At 52.4% G+C, this 19,640-nt stretch carries 14 protein-coding genes and 3 tRNA genes; 7 read left to right on the forward strand and 10 right to left on the reverse strand.

Going from position 1 to position 19,640, the window contains the following annotated elements; all coding sequences use genetic code 11:
• The first annotated feature begins 23 nt into the window (after positions 1-23).
• On the forward strand, positions 24-755 hold the full coding sequence (gene fucR, locus ACJHYR_RS03240; protein WP_000642344.1) for an L-fucose operon activator: 732 nt from the start codon (positions 24-26) through the stop codon (positions 753-755).
• Between the two features lie 43 nt (positions 756-798).
• On the opposite strand, the gene rlmM is transcribed toward fucR, so the two are convergent.
• The 4 genes from rlmM to ACJHYR_RS03260 all read right to left on the reverse strand — a co-directional run bounded on the left by rlmM (position 799) and on the right by ACJHYR_RS03260 (position 3,801).
• On the reverse strand, positions 799-1,899 hold the full coding sequence (gene rlmM, locus ACJHYR_RS03245; RefSeq protein ID WP_001045520.1) for a 23S rRNA (cytidine(2498)-2'-O)-methyltransferase RlmM: 1,101 nt from the start codon (positions 1,897-1,899) through the stop codon (positions 799-801).
• Entirely contained in the window at positions 1,892-2,287 is a 396-nt protein-coding gene (locus ACJHYR_RS03250; RefSeq protein WP_000203905.1) for a DUF423 domain-containing protein, read from the reverse strand. The genes rlmM and ACJHYR_RS03250 overlap by 8 nt, the downstream gene beginning before the upstream one ends.
• Positions 2,288-2,305: 18 nt before the next feature.
• Complete coding sequence (gene gcvA, locus ACJHYR_RS03255) at positions 2,306-3,223, reverse strand: glycine cleavage system transcriptional regulator GcvA (RefSeq protein ID WP_000044401.1); 918 nt, start codon at positions 3,221-3,223, stop codon at positions 2,306-2,308.
• Positions 3,224-3,573: 350 nt separating this feature from the next.
• Positions 3,574-3,801, reverse strand: coding sequence for a YgdI/YgdR family lipoprotein (locus ACJHYR_RS03260; RefSeq protein WP_000750398.1), 228 nt, complete (start codon positions 3,799-3,801; stop codon positions 3,574-3,576).
• 191 nt (positions 3,802-3,992) lie between these two features.
• Here ACJHYR_RS03260 and csdA point away from each other — a divergent pair, with 191 nt between their 5' ends.
• Positions 3,993-5,198, forward strand: coding sequence for a cysteine desulfurase CsdA (gene csdA, locus ACJHYR_RS03265; protein WP_001305797.1), 1,206 nt, complete (start codon positions 3,993-3,995; stop codon positions 5,196-5,198).
• Positions 5,198-5,641, forward strand: a complete 444-nt coding sequence (gene csdE, locus ACJHYR_RS03270; RefSeq protein ID WP_000184256.1) for a cysteine desulfurase sulfur acceptor subunit CsdE — start codon at positions 5,198-5,200, stop codon at positions 5,639-5,641. The genes csdA and csdE overlap by 1 nt, the downstream gene beginning before the upstream one ends.
• Before the next feature lie 50 nt (positions 5,642-5,691).
• On the opposite strand, the gene tcdA is transcribed toward csdE, so the two are convergent.
• Together tcdA and mltA are read right to left on the reverse strand one after the other, a co-directional pair.
• Positions 5,692-6,498: a tRNA cyclic N6-threonylcarbamoyladenosine(37) synthase TcdA gene (gene tcdA / locus ACJHYR_RS03275; RefSeq protein ID WP_000117728.1), complete on the reverse strand. Its 807-nt coding sequence runs from the start codon at positions 6,496-6,498 to the stop codon at positions 5,692-5,694.
• A 238-nt stretch (positions 6,499-6,736) separates the two neighbouring features.
• Entirely contained in the window at positions 6,737-7,834 is a 1,098-nt protein-coding gene (gene mltA, locus ACJHYR_RS03280) for a murein transglycosylase A (protein ID WP_000678646.1), read from the reverse strand.
• A gap of 208 nt (positions 7,835-8,042) precedes the next feature.
• On the opposite strand from mltA, the gene ACJHYR_RS03285 reads away from it, so the two are divergent.
• The 3 genes from ACJHYR_RS03285 (at position 8,043) to ACJHYR_RS03295 (ending at position 8,340) form a co-directional block, all read left to right on the forward strand.
• Positions 8,043-8,119: transfer RNA gene (locus ACJHYR_RS03285), tRNA-Met, on the forward strand.
• Positions 8,120-8,152: 33 nt separating this feature from the next.
• Positions 8,153-8,229 (forward strand) — tRNA-Met (locus ACJHYR_RS03290).
• Positions 8,230-8,263: 34 nt separating this feature from the next.
• Positions 8,264-8,340 (forward strand) — tRNA-Met (locus ACJHYR_RS03295).
• 74 nt (positions 8,341-8,414) lie between these two features.
• Here ACJHYR_RS03295 and amiC read toward each other — a convergent pair.
• Positions 8,415-9,668, reverse strand: a complete 1,254-nt coding sequence (gene amiC, locus ACJHYR_RS03300; protein WP_000016907.1) for an N-acetylmuramoyl-L-alanine amidase AmiC — start codon at positions 9,666-9,668, stop codon at positions 8,415-8,417.
• Positions 9,669-9,899: 231 nt separating this feature from the next.
• Here amiC and argA point away from each other — a divergent pair, with 231 nt between their 5' ends.
• Entirely contained in the window at positions 9,900-11,231 is a 1,332-nt protein-coding gene (gene argA / locus ACJHYR_RS03305; protein WP_000237947.1) for an amino-acid N-acetyltransferase, read from the forward strand.
• Positions 11,232-11,292: 61 nt separating this feature from the next.
• Here argA and recD read toward each other — a convergent pair whose 3' ends face one another.
• The 3 genes from recD to ptrA are packed head-to-tail and all read right to left on the reverse strand — an operon-like array spanning position 11,293 to position 19,542.
• Positions 11,293-13,119, reverse strand: a complete 1,827-nt coding sequence (gene recD / locus ACJHYR_RS03310; RefSeq protein ID WP_000775943.1) for an exodeoxyribonuclease V subunit alpha — start codon at positions 13,117-13,119, stop codon at positions 11,293-11,295.
• Positions 13,119-16,661 carry an exodeoxyribonuclease V subunit beta gene (gene recB, locus ACJHYR_RS03315; RefSeq protein ID WP_001322794.1) on the reverse strand — a complete coding sequence of 1,181 codons (3,543 nt, stop codon included), beginning with the start codon at positions 16,659-16,661 and terminating at the stop codon, positions 13,119-13,121. Before recB ends, recD begins: the two co-directional genes overlap by 1 nt.
• A complete protein-coding gene (ptrA, locus tag ACJHYR_RS03320; protein ID WP_001587374.1) occupies positions 16,654-19,542 on the reverse strand; it encodes a pitrilysin in 2,889 nt (962 codons plus the stop codon). The genes recB and ptrA overlap by 8 nt, the downstream gene beginning before the upstream one ends.
• Between the last annotated feature and the right edge of the window lie 98 nt (positions 19,543-19,640).

Raw genomic sequence — 19,640 nt, forward strand, 5'->3', positions numbered from 1 at the left:
TATCGAATGATGGGGTGAAAAATATGAAAGCGGCACGCCAGCAAGCGATAGTCGACCTGCTGCTGAACCATACCAGCCTGACCACGGAAGCTCTCTCTGAACAGCTAAAGGTCAGTAAAGAAACCATTCGTCGCGATCTCAATGAATTACAGACGCAGGGTAAAATTCTGCGCAATCATGGGCGCGCTAAATATATCCACCGTCAAAATCAAGACAGTGGCGATCCCTTTCACATCCGGCTGAAAAGCCATTATGCGCATAAAGCAGATATCGCGCGCGAGGCGCTCGCGTGGATTGAAGAAGGGATGGTAATAGCCTTAGACGCAAGTTCAACCTGCTGGTATCTGGCACGCCAGTTGCCTGACATCAACATCCAGGTCTTCACCAATAGCCATCCGATTTGCCATGAACTCGGTAAACGCGAACGCATTCAACTAATCAGTTCCGGCGGCACACTTGAGCGCAAATATGGCTGTTACGTCAATCCCTCGCTGATTTCCCAACTTAAATCGCTGGAAATCGATCTGTTTATTTTTTCTTGTGAAGGGATCGATAGCAGCGGCGCACTGTGGGACTCCAATGCCATCAACGCTGATTACAAATCAATGCTATTAAAACGCGCCGCGCAATCGTTGTTATTGATTGATAAAAGTAAATTTAATCGTTCAGGGGAAGCCCGCATCGGGCATCTGGATGAGGTAACGCACATTATTTCTGATGAGCGCCAGGTTGCAACTTCTTTGGTAACAGCCTGACGGAAAGGGTAGCAGGCCGGAGACGACGCCCCGGCCTTGCCTGTTATCGCTCGTCGCGACGACCACCCACCGCAGCCCAGATACGGCGGACGTGCACCGTCACTTCTTCGCGATCGTGATACAACTGCCGCGCCTGAATCTGAGCATTTATGCCATGTTCATCAAGCTGTGCCTGAATATACGCCAGATTGTGTGACACTTCTTCGTAGCGTTTTTTCATCGGCAGTTTGAGGTTGAAAATGGTTTCACGACACCAGCCATTAACCAGCCACTGCGCCATCAATGCCGCAACTTTCGCCGGTTTTTCAACCATATCGCATACCATCCAGGAAATATTGCTGCGTGTCGGACGGAATTTGAAACCATCTTCCCGCAGCCACGTCACCTGCCCGGTATCCATCAGACTTTGCGCCATCGGGCCGTTGTCGACGGAATAAACCCACATGTTGCGCTTCACCAGTTGGTAGGTCCAGCCACCAGGGCAAGCGCCCAAATCCACCGCCCACATCCCGTTCGCCAGGCGTTCATCCCACTCATCCGCAGGAATAAACACATGAAATGCCTCTTCCAGTTTGAGCGTGGAACGACTCGGCGCATCTGCCGGAAATTTCAGGCGCGGAATGCCCATATAGAACGGCGAATTATTGTTGCTGTATGAGTAACCGGTATAGCAGCAGCCTGGTGCAATAAAGAATACATGCACAACCGGACGCTTCGGCGTTTCATAGTTCGCCAGCACACCCGCATCGCGCAAGGCAGCGCGTAGCGGCACGGTGAATTTACGGCAGAATTTCAGCAACTCTTTGCTTTCGTTGGTATCGGCAACTTCAACACGCAGTTCACCGCCCTTCTCTACTACGCCCTGTAACATGCCGACAATGGGAGTAATACGATCTTCTGGCGGCAAATGCTGCAGGAGTTCCCCCACCACAAACCACTGGCGGGCAAAAATTAATGAACTGAACGGCAGCTCACGGATTAACTTATCGCCATCATCAGGTTGATAACATTCATAAATGACATAACCCGCATTCTCTTTCACGCGGGCAAAACCGAAAATTTCCCGCTGGCCGGCTTTATCGGTAATTTCTGCGGCGCACTCTTTTTCAAAGCCCGGACGGCACAGCAATACAACCTTATTCATGACTTACGCCCTTGCGCTTTAAACGGATAGCACCAACTAACATTAACGCCCAGCCCGCGAGGAAGCTCACGCCGCCAACCGGTGTGACAAATGCCCACAAACGCAGATGGGACAGCGCCAGGCAATAAAGGCTGCCGCTGAACAGCACCGTGCCTAACGCGAGGAAAACGCTACTCCAGTAAAACCAGATACTGATGCGACGCTGCATTGCCACCGCCAGACCTAAGATCGCCAGCGTATGGAACGCCTGATATTCGAGACCGGTCTGGATCCAGCCCATCTCAACGGCCCCCATGGTTTTACTTAACACATGCGCGCCAAAAGCGCCCAGAGCCACAAAAATGAAGCCGCTAATGGCGGCGAAAATCAGCATAAAACGGCTGGTCATGGTCGTACCCTACGTAAATTATTGTTCATAACGAAAGCGGAATTTTTCTTGTTCAGCAGCGGCTTTCGCCAGGATCCATTGACGAAAGGCGGCTATTTTACCCAGTTCTGCCTGACTGTCATGACAAACCAGATAAAAAGCATTTTTACTGACCAGAACATCATTAAACGGGCAAACAAGACGTCCGGCCTCGATTTCAGATTGCGCCATCACGTTATTTGCCAGCGCCACTCCCTGCCCGTGAATAGCCGCTTGCAGCACCATGGCGCTATGGCTAAAAATTGGCCCTTGCTGAACGTTGATATGATTTAACCCCAATTGGCGAGTATATGTCTGCCAGTCACGGCGTGACGCATCATGTAATAACGTATGTTTAGCCAGATCTTCCGGGGTCTTCAAGGGTTTTTCGCCAGTCAGCAGTAGCGGCGAACACACCGGCAATAAATATTCGGCGTAAAGTTTTTCCACCCGTAGCCCCGGCCAGTTGCCCCGACCATAAAATATCGCCACATCAACATCATCCGCCAGCTTATCTTCCTGACGATCAACCGCCTGGATTCGAACGTCAATTCCCGGATAAGCTGAATTAAAGCTGGAAAGTCGCGGAACCAACCAATGAATGGCGAAACTGGGGAGTAAACTGACCGTCAACGCCCCCTTGGCGCTACGGGCCTGGAGTTTACGCGTCGCTTCGGTTAATTGCGAAAATATCTCTTTGATATCGAGGAAATAGCTTTGACCTTCCTCGGTCAGCAGGAGTGAACGATTACGGCGGCGGAACAGTTTTAGCCCCAGAAAATCCTCAAGAGACTTGATTTGATGACTTACTGCGGCCTGGGTCACAAAAAGCTCTTCTGCTGCGCGAGTGAAACTTAAATGGCGTGCTGCGGCATCAAAAACTCGTAAGGCATTTAGCGGTGGTAATCGTTTAGACATGGCTTTTAAACTTTGATGTTAAATGAATTTAACAATTAGATCACACTGTGTAACCTATTAGTTTTTTTAATCTGAGCCATTATAAATTGTCCGTTGAGCTTCTACCAGCAAATACCTATAGTGGCGGCACTTCCTGAGCCGGAACGAAAAGTTTTATCGGAATGCGTGTTCTGGTGAACTTTTGGCTTACGGTTGTGATGTTGTGTTGTTGTGTTTGCAATTGGTCTGCGATTCAGACCATGGTAGCAAAGCTACCTTTTTTCACTTCCTGTACATTTACCCTGTCTGTCCATAGTGATTAATGTAGCACCGCCTAATTGCGGTGCTTTTTTTTACCTTGCGATCGCGAATTACTGATCCAGTTCGACCATCTCTTTCACGTCGGTACGGTTGATCTGCTGTTTGTTGCCATTAGCGTCTTTATACGAAATCATACCGGTATCGTTATCAGTCTGTGGTTTGCCGTCAGAGACGATGGTACGTCCGTCATTGGTGTGCATCACATAGTTCGAACCGGAACAGGCGCTCAGGGCAAAAGTCAGCATACAGGCAGAAATAATTGCGGCAGTCTTTTTCATCATCTTCTCCTTAAAGCGATTAATAAATCTTAATAGTATTGATTAACAGGCTAAAATTAACGCCTAACACTATTCAGCATATGTTACTTACGCGGCTTCGCCAGGATATCCAGATAATTCTGATGGTTAGCACTCTCCTTGTATCAAAGTGAATTTTGCGTCACGATCGGTTCATCAAGCCGAGGAGTACCATGAACGTTTTTAATCCCGCGCAGTTTCGCGCCCAGTTTCCCGCACTTCAGGATGCGGGCGTCTATCTCGACAGCGCCGCGACCGCGCTTAAACCTGAAGCCGTGGTTGAAGCCACCCGACAGTTTTACAGCCTGAGCGCCGGAAACGTCCATCGCAGCCAGTTTGCCGAAGCCCAACGCCTGACCGTGCGTTATGAAGCTGCACGAGAGAAAGTGGCGCAATTACTGAATGCACCAGATGACAAAACTATCGTCTGGACGCGCGGCACCACTGAATCCATCAACATGGTGGCACAATGCTATGCGCGTCCACGTCTGCAACCGGGCGATGAGATTATTGTCAGCGTGGCAGAACACCACGCCAACCTCGTCCCCTGGCTGATGGTCGCCCAACAAACTGGAGCCAAAGTGGTGAAATTGCCGCTTAATGCGCAGCGACTGCCGGATGTCGATTTGTTGCCAGAACTGATCACACCTCGTAGTCGAATTCTTGCTCTGGGACAAATGTCGAACGTCACTGGCGGTTGCCCGGATCTGGCGCGAGCGATTACCTTTGCTCATTCAGCCGGGATGGTGGTGATGGTTGATGGTGCTCAGGGGGCGGTGCATGTCCCCGCAGATGTTCAGCAACTGGATATTGATTTCTATGCTTTCTCTGGTCACAAACTGTATGGCCCGACGGGTATCGGCGTGCTGTATGGCAAATCAGAACTGCTGGAAGCGATGTCACCCTGGCTGGGTGGCGGCAAAATGATTCACGAAGTGAGTTTTGACGGCTTCACGACTCAATCTGCGCCGTGGAAACTGGAAGCCGGAACGCCAAATGTCGCTGGTGTCATAGGATTAAGCGCGGCGCTGGAATGGCTGGCAGATTACGATAGCAACCAGGCCGAAAGCTGGAGCCGTAGCTTAGCAACGCTGGCGGAAGATGCGCTGGCAAAACGTCCTGGCTTCCGCTCATTTCGCTGCCAGGATTCCAGCCTGCTGGCCTTTGATTTTGCTGGCGTTCATCACAGCGATATGGTGACGCTGCTGGCGGAGTACGGTATTGCCCTGCGGGCCGGGCAGCATTGCGCTCAGCCGCTACTGGCAGAATTAGGCGTAACCGGCACACTGCGCGCCTCTTTTGCGCCATATAATACAAAGAGTGATGTGGATGCGCTGGTGAATGCCGTTGACCGCGCGCTGGAATTATTGGTGGATTAATGACGAACCCGCAATTCGCCGGACATCCGTTCGGCACAACCGTAACCGCAGAAACGTTACGCAATACCTTCGCACCGTTGACGCAATGGGAAGATAAATATCGCCAGTTGATCATGCTGGGGAAACAGCTTCCGGCTTTGCCAGACGAGTTAAAAGCGCAGGCTAAAGAGATTGCCGGATGCGAAAACCGCGTCTGGCTGGGATATACCATGGCTGAAAACGGCAAGATGCATTTCTTTGGCGACAGCGAAGGGCGCATTGTGCGCGGCCTGCTGGCGGTGTTGTTGACTGCCGTTGAGGGGAAAACCGCCGCCGAATTGCAGGCACAGTCGCCGCTGGCATTGTTTGATGAGCTGGGATTGCGTGCGCAGCTTAGCGCCTCACGCAGCCAGGGGTTGAATGCGTTAAGCGAGGCGATTATCGCTGTGGCGAAGCAGGTTTAAGCACAGAACCAGGTCGGATAAGACGTTCGCGTCGCATCCGACCTGATTGTTTACCCCTGACGGGCCGCTTTCGCCATCATCTTCTTCAGCGCATGAGAAACCGCAACAAAACCAAAGGTGGCGGTCACCATCGTCGCCGCGCCAAATCCAGATGCACAATCCATCCGCTTTGGCCCTTCCGCCGTAGCTTTCATTGCACAGACCGTGCCATCTGACTGCGGGTACACCAGCGCTTCGGTAGAGAACACGCAATCCACGCCGAGCTTACCTTTGCTGTTTTTCACTACGCCAAAATCGCTTTTCAGGCGCTCGCGCAACTTCGCCGCCAGCGGGTCCTGAATCGTTTTCGCCAGATCGGTAACCTGAATCTGCGTCGGGTCAATCTGCCCACCCGCGCCACCAGTCGTGACCAGCGGGATTTTATTGCGCCGACAATAAGCAATCAGCGCCGCTTTGGGCCGTACACTATCAATGGCATCAATCACGTACGAATAACCCACGCTCATATACTGCGCTACGTTATCCGGCGTCACGAAATCATCCACCACCGTTACACGGCACTCCGGGTTAATCTGGCGAATACGCTCCGCCATAACTTCCGCTTTTGCCAGCCCAACGTTATCGCGCAGGGCATGAATTTGCCGATTGGTATTGGTGACGCACACATCATCCATATCGATAAGCGTGATTGCGCCAATCCCTGTGCGCGCCAGCGCTTCCGCCGCCCAGGAACCGACACCGCCAATACCCACCACACAAATATGTGCATCGGCAAACAGTTGCAGCGCTTTTTCACCATACAGACGCGCAGTGCCGCCAAAACGCTGACGCCATGCATCACTAATTACCACAGACATAGCACCTCAGAATTAAAAAGGGCGAGGTTATCCCTCACCCTAAACGCATAAATGCCTGATGCGCTACGCTTATCAGGCCTACATAACTCCTGCAATATTTTGGATTTGCATGATTTGTAGGCCGGATAAGGCGTTCACGCCGCATCCGGCATGAACAACGCGCACTTAGTCAATAATCAGGATGTGAGGTTACCCCTCACCCTGTCATATCCGTAAAAACGGCATACAGAATATCACATCAGCCGCTAAAGACGTTACCTGCGCCCGGAGCCGTTTTCAGCACCCAGACACGTCCATAGTGGTTGTACCAACCTGCGCGGTGCCCGGCTTCCGGACCGATCCCTTGATAGATATCGAAGTGTTGGCCTTTGATTGCGCCACCGACATCCAGCGCCACCATCAGACGCAGTTCATACTGACCGTTAAATTTGCCGTTATTATCCAGCAGCGGCACTTCTGCCAGTAAGGTAGTACCTGGCGGAATAATTGAACGATCGGAGGCAACAGAAGCACGGCCAACCAGCGGTACTGCACTTGCTCCTTTCACCGGTGCAAAAGATTGCGGTTTAAAGAAAACGAAAGACGGGTTCTGTTCCAGCAGCTCGCGAACCTCGGCTTCACTGTGTGTTTCGCCCCAGTGACGAATCGCCTGCATCGACATATCTTCTTTTTTCACTTCGCCACGGTCGATCAGCACCTTACCAATGCTGCGATAGGCATGACCGTTTTTCCCTGCATAGCTGAAAAAGTTAAGCGGACTGCCATCACCAAAGTCGATATACCCACTACCCTGCACATCCATAATGAAGTTATCCATCAAGGAGTTACTGTAAGCGAGAATGTATTTATCGCTCAATGCTCCCGCGTAGATCTCCGCACGAGACGGCAAACGACCACGTTTTGGTGGCATACGGTAAATCGGATACTGGAACTCGCCCTGGCGGGTATGGCGTGCCTGAATTACCGGCGTGTAATAGCCTGTAAACTGCACGTTACCATAGTTGTCGGCACCTTCCATCTGCCAGGCATCAATGCCGAACTGGCGCATATTGCGGGTATCACCGCCTGCGCGCAGCCACTCTTGCACCGCGTTATAAACATTACTCTGGTTGCCATACAGACGCGGTGACGAATTACGGATATGGTTAATTTGCTCGGCAAAATCACCGGCGTTAATCGGCGCGCCAACGGCATCTGGCTGGTTCACCAGAGAGAAAGGCTGGGTAAATTTCCCGTCTTTATATTGCTGTCCGCGATCGGTTGGTTTGGAAGAGCAGGCGGCAAGCATTGCCACAACCGTGCCCATAAGAAGGTACTTTACCCAACGTCCTTTCATTGTTCTCTTCTTCAGGTTAAAAAATAAGGCGCAACGAAGATAACAAACCGCCGCGTTTAATGAAATGAGCAGCCTCTCCGTGACGCAAATTTTGCACAAAAAATAGGCTTTAGTGATTTGTTTTTGTTCAAAATCATGCCAGAACCGTGATCGGGGTAAAAAAAAGGTTGCATGAAAACGCGAGCGGAGTATAGTGCGCATCCACGGACGCGGGGTGGAGCAGCCTGGTAGCTCGTCGGGCTCATAACCCGAAGGTCGTCGGTTCAAATCCGGCCCCCGCAACCAATTAAAATTTGATGAAGTAAAGCAGTACGGTGACGCGGGGTGGAGCAGCCTGGTAGCTCGTCGGGCTCATAACCCGAAGGTCGTCGGTTCAAATCCGGCCCCCGCAACCAATCAAAATTTGATGAAGTAAAAGCAGTACGGTGACGCGGGGTGGAGCAGCCTGGTAGCTCGTCGGGCTCATAACCCGAAGGTCGTCGGTTCAAATCCGGCCCCCGCAACCAATTATTGAACACCCTAACGGGTGTTTTTTTGTTTCTACTCTCCCATAAAAAAAGCGCCATTCAGCGCCTTTTTATCATCCCCTTCTCGCCAGCGTCGCCCCATCGGCAAAATACGCTTTAATCCCCGCAAGAATAGACTCCGCAACTTCCTGCTGGAAAGTCGCCGTTTTCAGTTTACGTTCTTCCTCAACGTTACTGATAAACGCCGTTTCGACCAGAATGGAGGGAATATCAGGCGCTTTCAGCACGGCAAACCCGGCCTGTTCAACCTGATTTTTATGCAGCTTGTTGATTTTACCGAGCTTATTCAGCACCGCTTTACCAAACTTAAGGCTGTCGGCAATGGTCAGCGACTGCACCATATCGAACATGGTGTGGTCGACATAGCGGTCACCGCTTTTGCTCACGCCACCAATCAAGTCCGAGGCGTTCTGGGTCTGTGCCAGATATTTTGCCGCAGTACTGGTTGCGCCTTTGGTTGAGAGCGCAAACACTGAGGAACCGCTCGGCTGGCGACTGGTAAAGGCGTCGGCATGGATAGAGACAAACAGGTCGGCACGCTGTTTCTGGGCTTTTGCTACGCGCACTTGCAACGGAATGAAGATGTCTTCATTGCGCGTCATGTACACCTTCATATTGCCCTCTTTCTCGATCAGAGAGCGCAAACGGCGAGCTATTTGCAATACCACGTCTTTTTCGCGCGTTTTGTATTTCCCCACCGCACCGGAGTCTTCGCCGCCGTGGCCAGGGTCAAGCATAATAACAATCGGACGATCGCGCCCTGCTTTACCCGGTTGTGGACCACTTTGTGCTGGCGGCACCTGCTTTTCGAGGTCGCCTTTGTTGTAATCCTCCAGCAGCGCCAGCAGCGGGTCCTGCATATCCTGTGCATTAGCCGGATAGAGGTCCATCACCAGACGCTCTTTAAACCCGGCGACCGGCGCAAGGGCAAACAGCTGCGGTTTTACGTTTTGCTTTAATTCAAAAACCATGCGTACGGTTTGCGGGTCAAATTGCCCGACGCGCGCCGACTTGATGAACGGGTCGTCTGCACGAATTTGTGCCGCCATCCCCTTGAGTACCGAGTTCAGGTTTACATCTTCGATATCCACCACCACGCGTTCCGGGTTACTCAACGCGAACTGCTTATATTTCAGCTGACGATTTGATTCTACCGTCACGCGGGTGTAGCTGGACGCAGGCCAGACGCGCACCGCCACGACCTGGCTGACCGCAGCCAGACTGACCTGACTTACGCTCAATAGCCACATGGCACCCGCGCCTTGCAGTAAACGACGACGGCTGATTGCAGTGTTGGATCCTGACATGCCTCTCCCGAGCAAAAGAAATCTAAGCTGTGTAACAAGTAAACGACTAATTTGACCGGAAACTTTAGCGAAAGACGCATAATCTGTCATCTAATAAACGGTAAACATTCTTTTTATATTCACGGCATTACTGATAAAAAAGTCGCTCTCGCATAAAATTTACACTTGCACCCTGCGAAAAAACAGAATAAAAATACAATAATTTCGAATAATCATGCAAAGAGGTGTGCCGTGGTAAAGGAACGTAAAACCGAGTTGGTCGAGGGATTCCGCCATTCGGTTCCCTATATCAATACCCACCGGGGAAAAACGTTTGTCATCATGCTCGGCGGTGAAGCCATTGAGCATGAGAATTTCTCCAGTATCGTTAATGATATCGGGTTGCTGCACAGCCTCGGCATCCGTCTGGTGGTGGTCTATGGCGCACGTCCGCAGATCGACGCAAATCTGGCTGCGCATCACCACGAACCGCTGTATCACAAGAATATACGTGTGACCGACGCCAAAACACTGGAACTGGTGAAGCAGGCTGCGGGAACATTGCAACTGGATATTACTGCTCGCCTGTCGATGAGTCTCAATAACACGCCGCTACAGGGCGCGCATATCAACGTCGTCAGTGGCAATTTTATTATCGCCCAGCCGCTGGGCGTCGATGACGGCGTGGATTACTGCCATAGCGGGCGTATCCGGCGGATTGATGAAGACGCGATCCATCGTCAACTGGACAGCGGTGCAATAGTGCTAATGGGGCCGGTCGCTGTTTCAGTCACTGGCGAGAGCTTTAATCTGACCTCGGAAGAGATTGCCACTCAACTGGCCATCAAACTGAAAGCTGAAAAGATGATTGGTTTTTGCTCTTCCCAGGGCGTCACTAATGACGACGGTGATATTGTCTCCGAACTTTTCCCTAACGAAGCGCAAGCGCGGGTAGAAGCCCAGGAAGAGAAAGGCGATTACAACTCCGGTACGGTGCGCTTTTTGCGTGGCGCAGTGAAAGCCTGCCGCAGCGGCGTGCGTCGCTGTCATTTAATCAGTTATCAGGAAGATGGCGCGCTATTGCAAGAGTTGTTCTCACGCGACGGTATCGGTACGCAGATTGTGATGGAAAGCGCCGAGCAGATTCGTCGCGCAACAATCAATGATATTGGCGGTATTCTGGAGTTGATTCGCCCGCTGGAGCAGCAAGGTATTCTGGTACGCCGTTCTCGCGAGCAGCTGGAGATGGAAATCGACAAATTCACCATTATTCAGCGCGATAACACGACTATTGCCTGCGCCGCGCTCTATCCTTTCCCGGAAGAGAAGATTGGGGAAATGGCCTGTGTGGCAGTTCACCCGGATTACCGCAGTTCATCACGGGGCGAGGTTCTGCTGGAACGCATTGCCGCTCAGGCGAAGCAGAGCGGCTTAAGCAAATTATTTGTGCTGACCACGCGCAGTATTCACTGGTTCCAGGAACGTGGATTTACCCCAGTGGATATTGATTTACTGCCCGAGAGCAAAAAGCAGTTGTACAACTACCAGCGTAAATCCAAAGTGTTGATGGCGGATTTGGGGTAAGCGATGAAAATCGTCGGATGCGACATGCGTAACACTCGTGCGTCGCATCCGGCAATTACGTTTATTCCCGTGAACTAAACAACGCCGCCAGACCACTGCGCCGCTCAGTACGAGTGGCGATTGCCGCACTTAATATGCGCTCATCGGCATACAGCGACAGACGGCGACGCGCGCGGGTCACCGCGGTGTAAACCAGCTCTCGTGTTACTACCGGCGTGCGTTGGCTCGGTAAAATCAACGCCGCATGGTCGAACTCCGATCCCTGCGATTTATGTACCGTCATCGCCCACGTAGTTTCGTGCTCTGGCAGGCGACTCGGTTGCACAGACTTAATATTGCCGTCCGGCATCGCAAACCAAACGCGCGTCCCCTGTCCGCGATCCAGAGCGATACCGATATCGCCATTAAACAACCCAAGCGCGCTGTCATTACGGGCAATCATCACCGGTCGGCCTTCGTACCAACGAGAGTGCGGATTACGATGAATTTTGCGCTTCTGTTGCATAAACTGCTCAATTCGCTCATTCAGTCCAGCCACGCCAAACGGCCCTTCCCGCAGGGCGCACAAAAGCTGGTACTCATTGAACGCCTGAATGATTAAATCCGGCTCGGCACGCGCTTGCAGCAGATCCAGATAACGTCCGTAACCCGCAAGAGCTTCCTCAAGCATCGCAATATAATCTTCGCCGCTCTGTAAAAGCCGTTTTTCGATATCAGAAAAATCCTGCTGAAAAACGGTTTTCACTGCCGTTTTATCACCACGGTTGATCGCCGCAGCTAACTGACCAATGCCAGAATCGCTGCCGAAACGATAGCTTTTTTGCAGCAGGCAGAGACTGTCGCGCAAAGATGCCGCTTCTGTGCCAGTTCCTGCCGGAACGTGAGTTCCCGTCAGGCGGCTTAGCTGCCCGGCACGCTCGGCGGTAAAGCCGGCATTGGCATAAGCACAAATATCGCCCAGCACAGCCCCAGCCTCAACCGAGGCCAGTTGATCACGATCGCCGAGAAAGATCACTCGCGCATGATCGGGCAAGGCGTCGATCAGTCTCGACATCATCGGCAGATCGATCATTGACGCTTCATCTACCACCAGCACATCAAGATGCAGCGGGTTACCGGCATGATGACGTAAACGCTGGCTACCCGGCTGTGCACCCAGCAATCGGTGCAAAGTACTGGCATCTTCCGGAATGCGTTTCTTTTGTTCATCGGTCAGCGGTAACTGGCGCAAAGCCTTGCCGAGAGATTCGGTTAAGCGCGCGGCAGCTTTACCCGTTGGTGCAGCCAAACGGATACGGCAGCGTTCGCCGTCGGCCATTTGAATTAACGCAGCCAGCAACTTCGCTACGGTGGTCGTTTTACCGGTGCCAGGGCCGCCGGAAATCACCGAGATCCGCCGCGTCAGCGCCACTGCCGCCGCAACTTTTTGCCAGTTAATTTCATCGCTTACTGGAAAAAGTTTGTCCAGGGTTTGCGCCAGTAGAGCTTCATCAACCTCAATGGCATGATTCACTTCGTTGAAAAAGCGTGCCACTGTGCGCTCGTTACACCACATGCGATTCAAATAAAGACGATCACCACAGAGGATCATCGGCGTTGGTTCATCTCCCCGGCTGACCGCTTGTGAAGCCAGCAAGCATTCTTCCCAATTTTGTAACTCACCGATTTCACTGACACAGGTCGCCAACAGCGGATGCGACGCCTCGTTATTTTCCAGTCGTGAGAGCGGTAAACAGACATGCCCTTCTCCGGCGTCGTGGCTTAACAGGGCTGCCGCGAGGGTGACGGCAGGATGTTCATCTCCCGCCACGGTCAGGGCAAATTGCACATCCAGCGGGCGTAGCTGTTTGTGCTCCACAGCTTCCAGTAATTGCTTTTGCAATTTCATTACGCCTCCTCCAGGGTCATACCGGCAAACATCTCATCCATCAGGTCAATCAACCCGGCGTTGGGTCGGGTTGTGTAAATCCCTTGTTGCGGATGTTCTTTATCAACGCCACGCAGGAACAGATAGATAACGCCGCCAAAGTGACGATCATAGTCGTAATCAGCAATGCGATGGCGCAGATAACGGTGCAGCGCCAGGGTATAAAGCTGATATTGCAGATCATAGCGGTGTGCCTGCATCGCCGCTGCCATAGCCTGTTGGGTGTAAGCCGAACTGTCTTCACCCAGCCAGTTGGATTTATAGTCGAGCAGGTAATAACGCCCTTCGTGGCGGAATACCAGGTCGATAAAGCCTTTTAACATGCCGCGTACCTGCATGAACTCCAGCGGCGGGCAGCCAGCGGATAGCGGATCAAACTGGCGAATTAGTGCATCAAGCTGGCTGGCGATGAGCGGTTCACTAATCGGCAGGTAAAACTCCATCTCCACCTGTTTATCGCGGTCGGAAAGCTGACTCAGGCTAACACCCGTTTCATTGAGAGGTGCCTGGAGGACAGCCGTGATCCACTCGGTCAACACCGGTTCCCACTGCGATTCAAAGCCGCCGAGTTCCAGTTTTTCCTGTACCCAGTTCGGGTCAACCGGCTGGGTAAAATCGAGGTCTTCAAACAAACTGTGCAAGAATGTCCCCGGTGACGCACCGCGCGGGAACTGATGCGGTGTTAACGTCGGTTCTTCAACGACGCTGACCACGCCTGCGGCATCAACATCCAGCCGTGGCATCAGATCCTGAGCGATACCGTGACCACGCTGCTGCAAACCGGAGTAGCTGGTGACACGCCAGTTATCGCCGGGCAATCGTTGTAGTGTCCTCGCATTCAGTTCTGCAGTTATAGCATCATTAACCTGCCAGGGCTGGTTATCACCCGTTTGTGCCGTTTGCCAGGCAATATCATCATCGCATAACGCTTCAATACAGGTGCGAAGTCCTGCCGCATCTTGCGGTTCCCCTTTTTGCAGCAAACGCCCGAGCGCACTTTGGTGGACGTCGGTGTCACCTTTTTTATCGCCACGACGGCGCACCAGCGGTGCAACGCCGAGACTGCAATGCCAAACCGAACGCGTCAGCGCCACGTAAAGCAAACGCAGATCTTCCGCCAGACGTTCGGCCTCCGCGAGATCGACACTTTCTGGCGCAGCGTTAAGATCCAGAACAGCCTCAAACGAGTGGCGATCGTGATAGAACGCCTGATCCTGGACGCGGAAATTGGTAATAAATGGCAACCAGACCAGCGGATATTCCAGCCCTTTTGATTTATGGATCGTGACAATCTGCACCAGATGTTTATCACTTTCGAGGCGCATTTGTTGGCTGGAGGCATTACTGTCTGGCTCGAGGATATGTTGCGATAACCAGCGTACCAGCGCATGTTCACTTTCCAGCTGCGTTCCGGCTTCTTGTAGCAGTTCGCTGATATGCAAGATATCGGTAAGACGCCGCTCACCGCCTGCCGTTGCCAGCAAGTTTTCAGCAATGTTACGCGCCGACATCAGCGCCCGCAGCATCGGCATAACGCCACGTTTGCGCCAGATTTGCCGATAACCATCGAACTCTTCGACTACCGCATCCCACGCATGTTCGTCATTATTCAGCGTTTCAATATCCAGCGCATTCAGCCCCATCATTGACGTTGCCAGCGCACTGCGCAGGGTGTTCTCACGTTCGGGAGTCATCACCGCCTGCAACAGCCAAAGCATCTCCTGCGCTTCCAGAGTTTCAAAAACACTGTCGCGGTTCGAAAGGTAAACGGAAGGGATTTCCAGCAGCGTTAAGGCATCGCGCACCTGAGCGGCCTCCTGGCGGCTGCGCACCAGCACACTGATGTCCGAAGCACGCACCGGACGCGCGTCGTCGCCGTTCATCAGCAACGCTTCGCCCCGCTGTCCGGCTTGTAGCCAGTCGCGGATTTGCGCAGCACATACCTGCGCCATGGTACTTTGATAGTCGCCAACGCCGCAGCTTTCGCCTTCCATCAGCCACATTTTCATCGCAGGCTGCGTTTCACCTTTAAACACAAAACGTAACGCCTGATTTTTCCCGGCTGATTTCACTGGAATAAAAGGAATTTCGCGAAACATGAACGCGTCATCAGTCTGACTGAAAAGCTTATTCACGCTGTTCACCATTCCTGGTGCGGAGCGCCAGTTGGTATCTAAAGTGTAGTGGGCGTGAACTTCGCTACGCGCCTTCATATAAGTGAAGATATCCGCACCCCGGAATGCATATATGGCCTGTTTCGGGTCGCCAATCAGCAACAATGCGGTTTCCGGCTGATGGTGCCAGATACGGCGAAAAATTCGGTACTGCTGGGGGTCGGTATCCTGAAATTCATCGATCATTGCCACCGGGAATCGCGTACGGATCGCCGCTGCCAACACCTCTCCGCTTTCGCTACGCAGCGCGGAATCGAGCCGACTTAACATGTCATCAAAACCCAATTCGCCACGGCGGCGTTTTTCACGCGCTACTGTTTCGCGGATCTCAGCCAATGCGCGGGTGATCACCAGATCGCGGATCGACAATGGTTCTGCAAGCAGTTGATCGATCGCCTCAAACAGTGGATGTCGCGGGGTTTCCCCCCCGGCTTTCGTGCGATCTTCTAAGAAACGCTGAGAGAATTTTTCCAGCGACTCCGGTAACTGATAACTGTTGGTCTCTTCTTCTGCCCAGGCGCTGATCTTGTCGATCCATTTAGCCTGATTGCTACGGTTAAACTTGCGTCGATCAATACCAGAAGATTCGATCAGCGCATCCAGTTCACCCACCGCGTCGCGCCACTGCTGTTTTACCGTATCAATACGCGCCACAATTTGCGCGTGGCGGGAAGCCAGCGTTTCATCATCGGGCGGCGGCGCTTTGATAACCGGCGCTTCGCCTTGCAGATAACGATTAATATCGCGCAGCAACGCCTGCGGTCCTTTCCAGGTTTCAAAGACGACCTGGGCAATTTCACGCGGCAGCGGGTAGCAGTGGCGACGCCAGAAATCGGCGCAGGCCTGGTAGCGTAGCAGAGACTCATCTTCAATCAGCTGCTGCTCAAACAGCATGCCGGATTCAAAGGCATTCAGGTTGAGCATGCGCTGGCAAAAACCGTGAATAGTAAAGACTGCCGCTTCATCCATCTGCCGTTCGGCTAACAACAACCACTGCGCGGCTTGCGCTTTATCGTCGATCTCTTCCAGCAGGCGTTCGTACAGTGGATTGTCGGTGGTTTCACGCAAACAGGCGATGCGCAACTCGTGGATATTGCTACGGATACGACCGCGCAATTCTGCCGTGGCAGCCTCGGTAAAGGTGACCACCAGCAGTTCTTCAACGGTCAGCGGGCGGGGAAAGGCGGCAGAACCGCCTAGTCCAAGTAACAGGCGCAAATAGAGCGCCGCAATCGTAAAGGTTTTGCCTGTGCCGGCAGAGGCTTCAATCAGGCGCTCGCCCTGTAAGGGCAAGCGCAAAGGATCTAGTGTCTCGGCGACATCACTCATTCTTTTCACTCATCAGGGGCATTGTTTGCTGCAACGCGCTGACGTTCTCCCACACTTTCCAGCCTTCAGGATGCACATATTCGGCTTTCCCGTTCTGGCTACCGGAAATCTGCGACAGAATAGCCATGCCTTGCGGCTCGACCACCGCCTGATGGAAGAAATCGGCCAGTTTTTGCGGCGTCAGCAGTTTTATCTGGGCCACGATTTTATCACGCGAATCGAAGCGCATATTGCCGCGATCGAAATCTTTACTTAACTTCGATGCTTCTTCGCCGAGCGTTTGCGGTGCCTGCAGCATCTGGGTAATTACCGCCTGCTGGATTTGCGCAAACTCTTCTGGCTTCATCGTCCGCAATTTTGCCTCTGCGGTTGGGAAAAACGCCTTGTAACGCTCCCACAAGAATGAAGGCTGTTTATCATTGCTTTGCAACAGGAAGCCCATGCCCCACTGACGCCCCACGCTCATTGGAAACGCAAACACGGCATAGCCCAACTGTTCTTCGGTACGCAACTGATTGTAGAACCACGGCTGTACGATCTGCCCCAACAGAGAGCTATAGGCTGAGCTGGTGTATTCATCGTAGCCAGTCGGTACAAATACCGCTGCCAGTGCGGAGTCGGTGCTGTTACCGGCTTTTTCAAAGATGACGGATTGTTTTTTATCGACCACGACATCTTTGTTACGACACCACTCCGAACCATCAGCGCCCAACTGTTTTTGCACATCGCGTGCCAGCGTTGTTGCCTGGGCTTCGGTCATGTTGCCAATAACCATAAACTCTGGTCGAGCCCCTGATTTTAAGGCGTCGCGATAGGCCAGCACCTCTTTCAAAGTGATTGAAGGCAAAATTTTGCGCCGTTCATCTCGCGAGAAGTACGGCACTTGCGAGAGCATCTGCGCGGGCATAATCGCCTGCTCGAACGCTTTGCCCTTTTCTGCAGAATCCATCATCTGGTTATACCAGGACTTCGCCTGCTCAAGCTGATCTTCCGTAGCGGTATAGCTAAAGTAGCCCTCCAGCAGAGCCTGGAACAGCTGCGGCAGGCGCTGGGTGTAACCATTGGCATTAACCATAAGGCCGTTGTTAGCGTTGGTGGAAAAACTTATGCCACCAACCGACGCCTGGTTGCTTAACTGATCAAGCGCCAGTCCGGCAAGATAATCATTGAGCGCAAACATCACCTGATTGCGGGCGCTGTCCATGGCTTTCGGGTTACGCAAAATCAGGCTGACATCAGCTTTGGGTTCGCTGGAAAAATAACGGCTTGGCGCATACACCACACGCAGATTCGACTCATCAACAATCAGCTCTGGATGGTCATATTTCTTCTCTGACTTAATCAGCGAGAAATCGTCAGGAATATAGGGGTTAAGCTCTGGCAAAGAGAGCGCAATGTCGGCTGCTTTTTTCTGCCAGTCAGCGAAAGTTTGTGCGCTAATTTTATCGACCTGATACGGCGCATCGACAAAGTAAGCCGTTTTGTTGTGCGGCTCTTTCGGGCTGATATACCAGATACGCGCATTCTGCGGCGTCATCATCGCCAGGCGTTCTTTTACTGCTTTAGCGTCGTACCGATCGGCAATATTGACTGCATCCAGCGTATGCTCAACAGGAACGCGAATCATGGTATCTGCCAGCCATTCGACGTAATCCATATCACGGGTGATTGACGGATAACGGAAGTCGATATCCAGCACATTCGCCAGTTCATCGAAGTATTGTTTATCAATCCCTTTTTCGCGTAACAGATTGAGGTAGCTAAAAATGGCCGCCACAACCTGATCGCGATTCGCCAGACCTTTATCGGTTAAAGACGCAGAGATCGCTAATACGCCGCTGTTGCCGTTGACGATAGGATCGGAATTGGCGCTAATGCCCTCAACTAATCCCTGCTTTTGCAGCCAGTCAGAAAGTGTACCTGGGCTGCGATTACCGATCAGATAGGTAATCAATTCATCCGTTTTACTACGGAACTTCGCTGAATTGTTATCGATGCGAAACTCAACGCGCAGAACTTTACGCGGCAGCGCCGGGACGTAATGAATGATAATGCCCTTTTGCGCGTCGGTGACTACCGGCACGGTGATTTCCGGTTTTTTGCTCTCTTTGTTCGGCACGCGACCAAAGGTGTCCGCCGCCATTTTTGCCAACTCCGGCAGCGGTTTATTGCTGTAAATAACCGCCTTCATCAGATTGGCGGAATAGTACTTCTCGTGGAAATCTTTCAGCGCCTGCTGTACCGGATTTCCGGGTTTGTCGCTTAAAGTTTCGAGGTTACCACCAGAAAACTTTGAACCGGGGTGTGCCGGGTTAATGGTTTCTGCGCTGACCTGTGCCATGCGCATCCCGTCACGCGTACGCGCCATGGTTAATTCGGCATTCACTGCATTACGTTCACGTTCGGCGTATTTCTTGTCGAGCAAGGGTTCTGCAATAGCGTCCGCCAGGCGGTCTACCGCACCGGGCAAGGCGTCGTTCTCAACTTCCAGATAGAAAGCCGTGCGATACGGTGCCGTGCTGGCATTGTGACTGCCGCCGTGCATTTTGAGATATTCGGCCAGACTGTCAGCCTGCGGGTACTTTTTCGACCCCATCAGACTCATATGTTCAAGGTAATGTGCCAGCCCCTGGTACGCCTCGGGATCTTCCAGCGACCCAACGGGCACTACCAGCGCCGAGAGCGATTTAACCGCCTGCGGATCAGAAACCAGCAAGACCACCATACCGTTATCCAGACGTATAGCCTGATACTGGCGGTTATCTTTATCACTTTTACGGATGGTTTCCTGAATCGGCTGCCATCCCGTTTCTGCCTGACTTAAGGGTGCCCAAAGGGCAACAAACAACAATAATGCTTTGAACCAGGTGCTGCTGGGCATTCACGGACCTCATAATCAACTTTATTTTCTGGCCAGATTCAACAGGTTAACGCAAATCATCTGCCAGAATTTAATCTTGTGCTGCACGAGTCAGCCTA

The organism is Escherichia sp. WS1450 (genome assembly GCF_046487395.1).
Taxonomy (GTDB): domain Bacteria; phylum Pseudomonadota; class Gammaproteobacteria; order Enterobacterales; family Enterobacteriaceae; genus Escherichia; species Escherichia coli.

Coding starts and splice junctions, on each gene's coding strand:
- gcvA (WP_000044401.1), bottom strand. CDS start 3,223: ATGTCTAAACGATTACCACCGCTAAATGCCTTACGAGTTTTTGATGCC.
- csdE (WP_000184256.1), top strand. CDS start 5,198: ATGACGAACCCGCAATTCGCCGGACATCCGTTCGGCACAACCGTAACC.
- amiC (WP_000016907.1), bottom strand. CDS start 9,668: ATGTCAGGATCCAACACTGCAATCAGCCGTCGTCGTTTACTGCAAGGC.
- tcdA (WP_000117728.1), bottom strand. CDS start 6,498: ATGTCTGTGGTAATTAGTGATGCATGGCGTCAGCGTTTTGGCGGCACT.
- ACJHYR_RS03250 (WP_000203905.1), bottom strand. CDS start 2,287: ATGACCAGCCGTTTTATGCTGATTTTCGCCGCCATTAGCGGCTTCATT.
- recD (WP_000775943.1), bottom strand. CDS start 13,119: ATGAAATTGCAAAAGCAATTACTGGAAGCTGTGGAGCACAAACAGCTA.
- rlmM (WP_001045520.1), bottom strand. CDS start 1,899: ATGAATAAGGTTGTATTGCTGTGCCGTCCGGGCTTTGAAAAAGAGTGC.
- fucR (WP_000642344.1), top strand. CDS start 24: ATGAAAGCGGCACGCCAGCAAGCGATAGTCGACCTGCTGCTGAACCAT.
- mltA (WP_000678646.1), bottom strand. CDS start 7,834: ATGAAAGGACGTTGGGTAAAGTACCTTCTTATGGGCACGGTTGTGGCA.
- csdA (WP_001305797.1), top strand. CDS start 3,993: ATGAACGTTTTTAATCCCGCGCAGTTTCGCGCCCAGTTTCCCGCACTT.
- ACJHYR_RS03260 (WP_000750398.1), bottom strand. CDS start 3,801: ATGAAAAAGACTGCCGCAATTATTTCTGCCTGTATGCTGACTTTTGCC.
- ptrA (WP_001587374.1), bottom strand. CDS start 19,542: ATGCCCAGCAGCACCTGGTTCAAAGCATTATTGTTGTTTGTTGCCCTT.
- recB (WP_001322794.1), bottom strand. CDS start 16,661: ATGAGTGATGTCGCCGAGACACTAGATCCTTTGCGCTTGCCCTTACAG.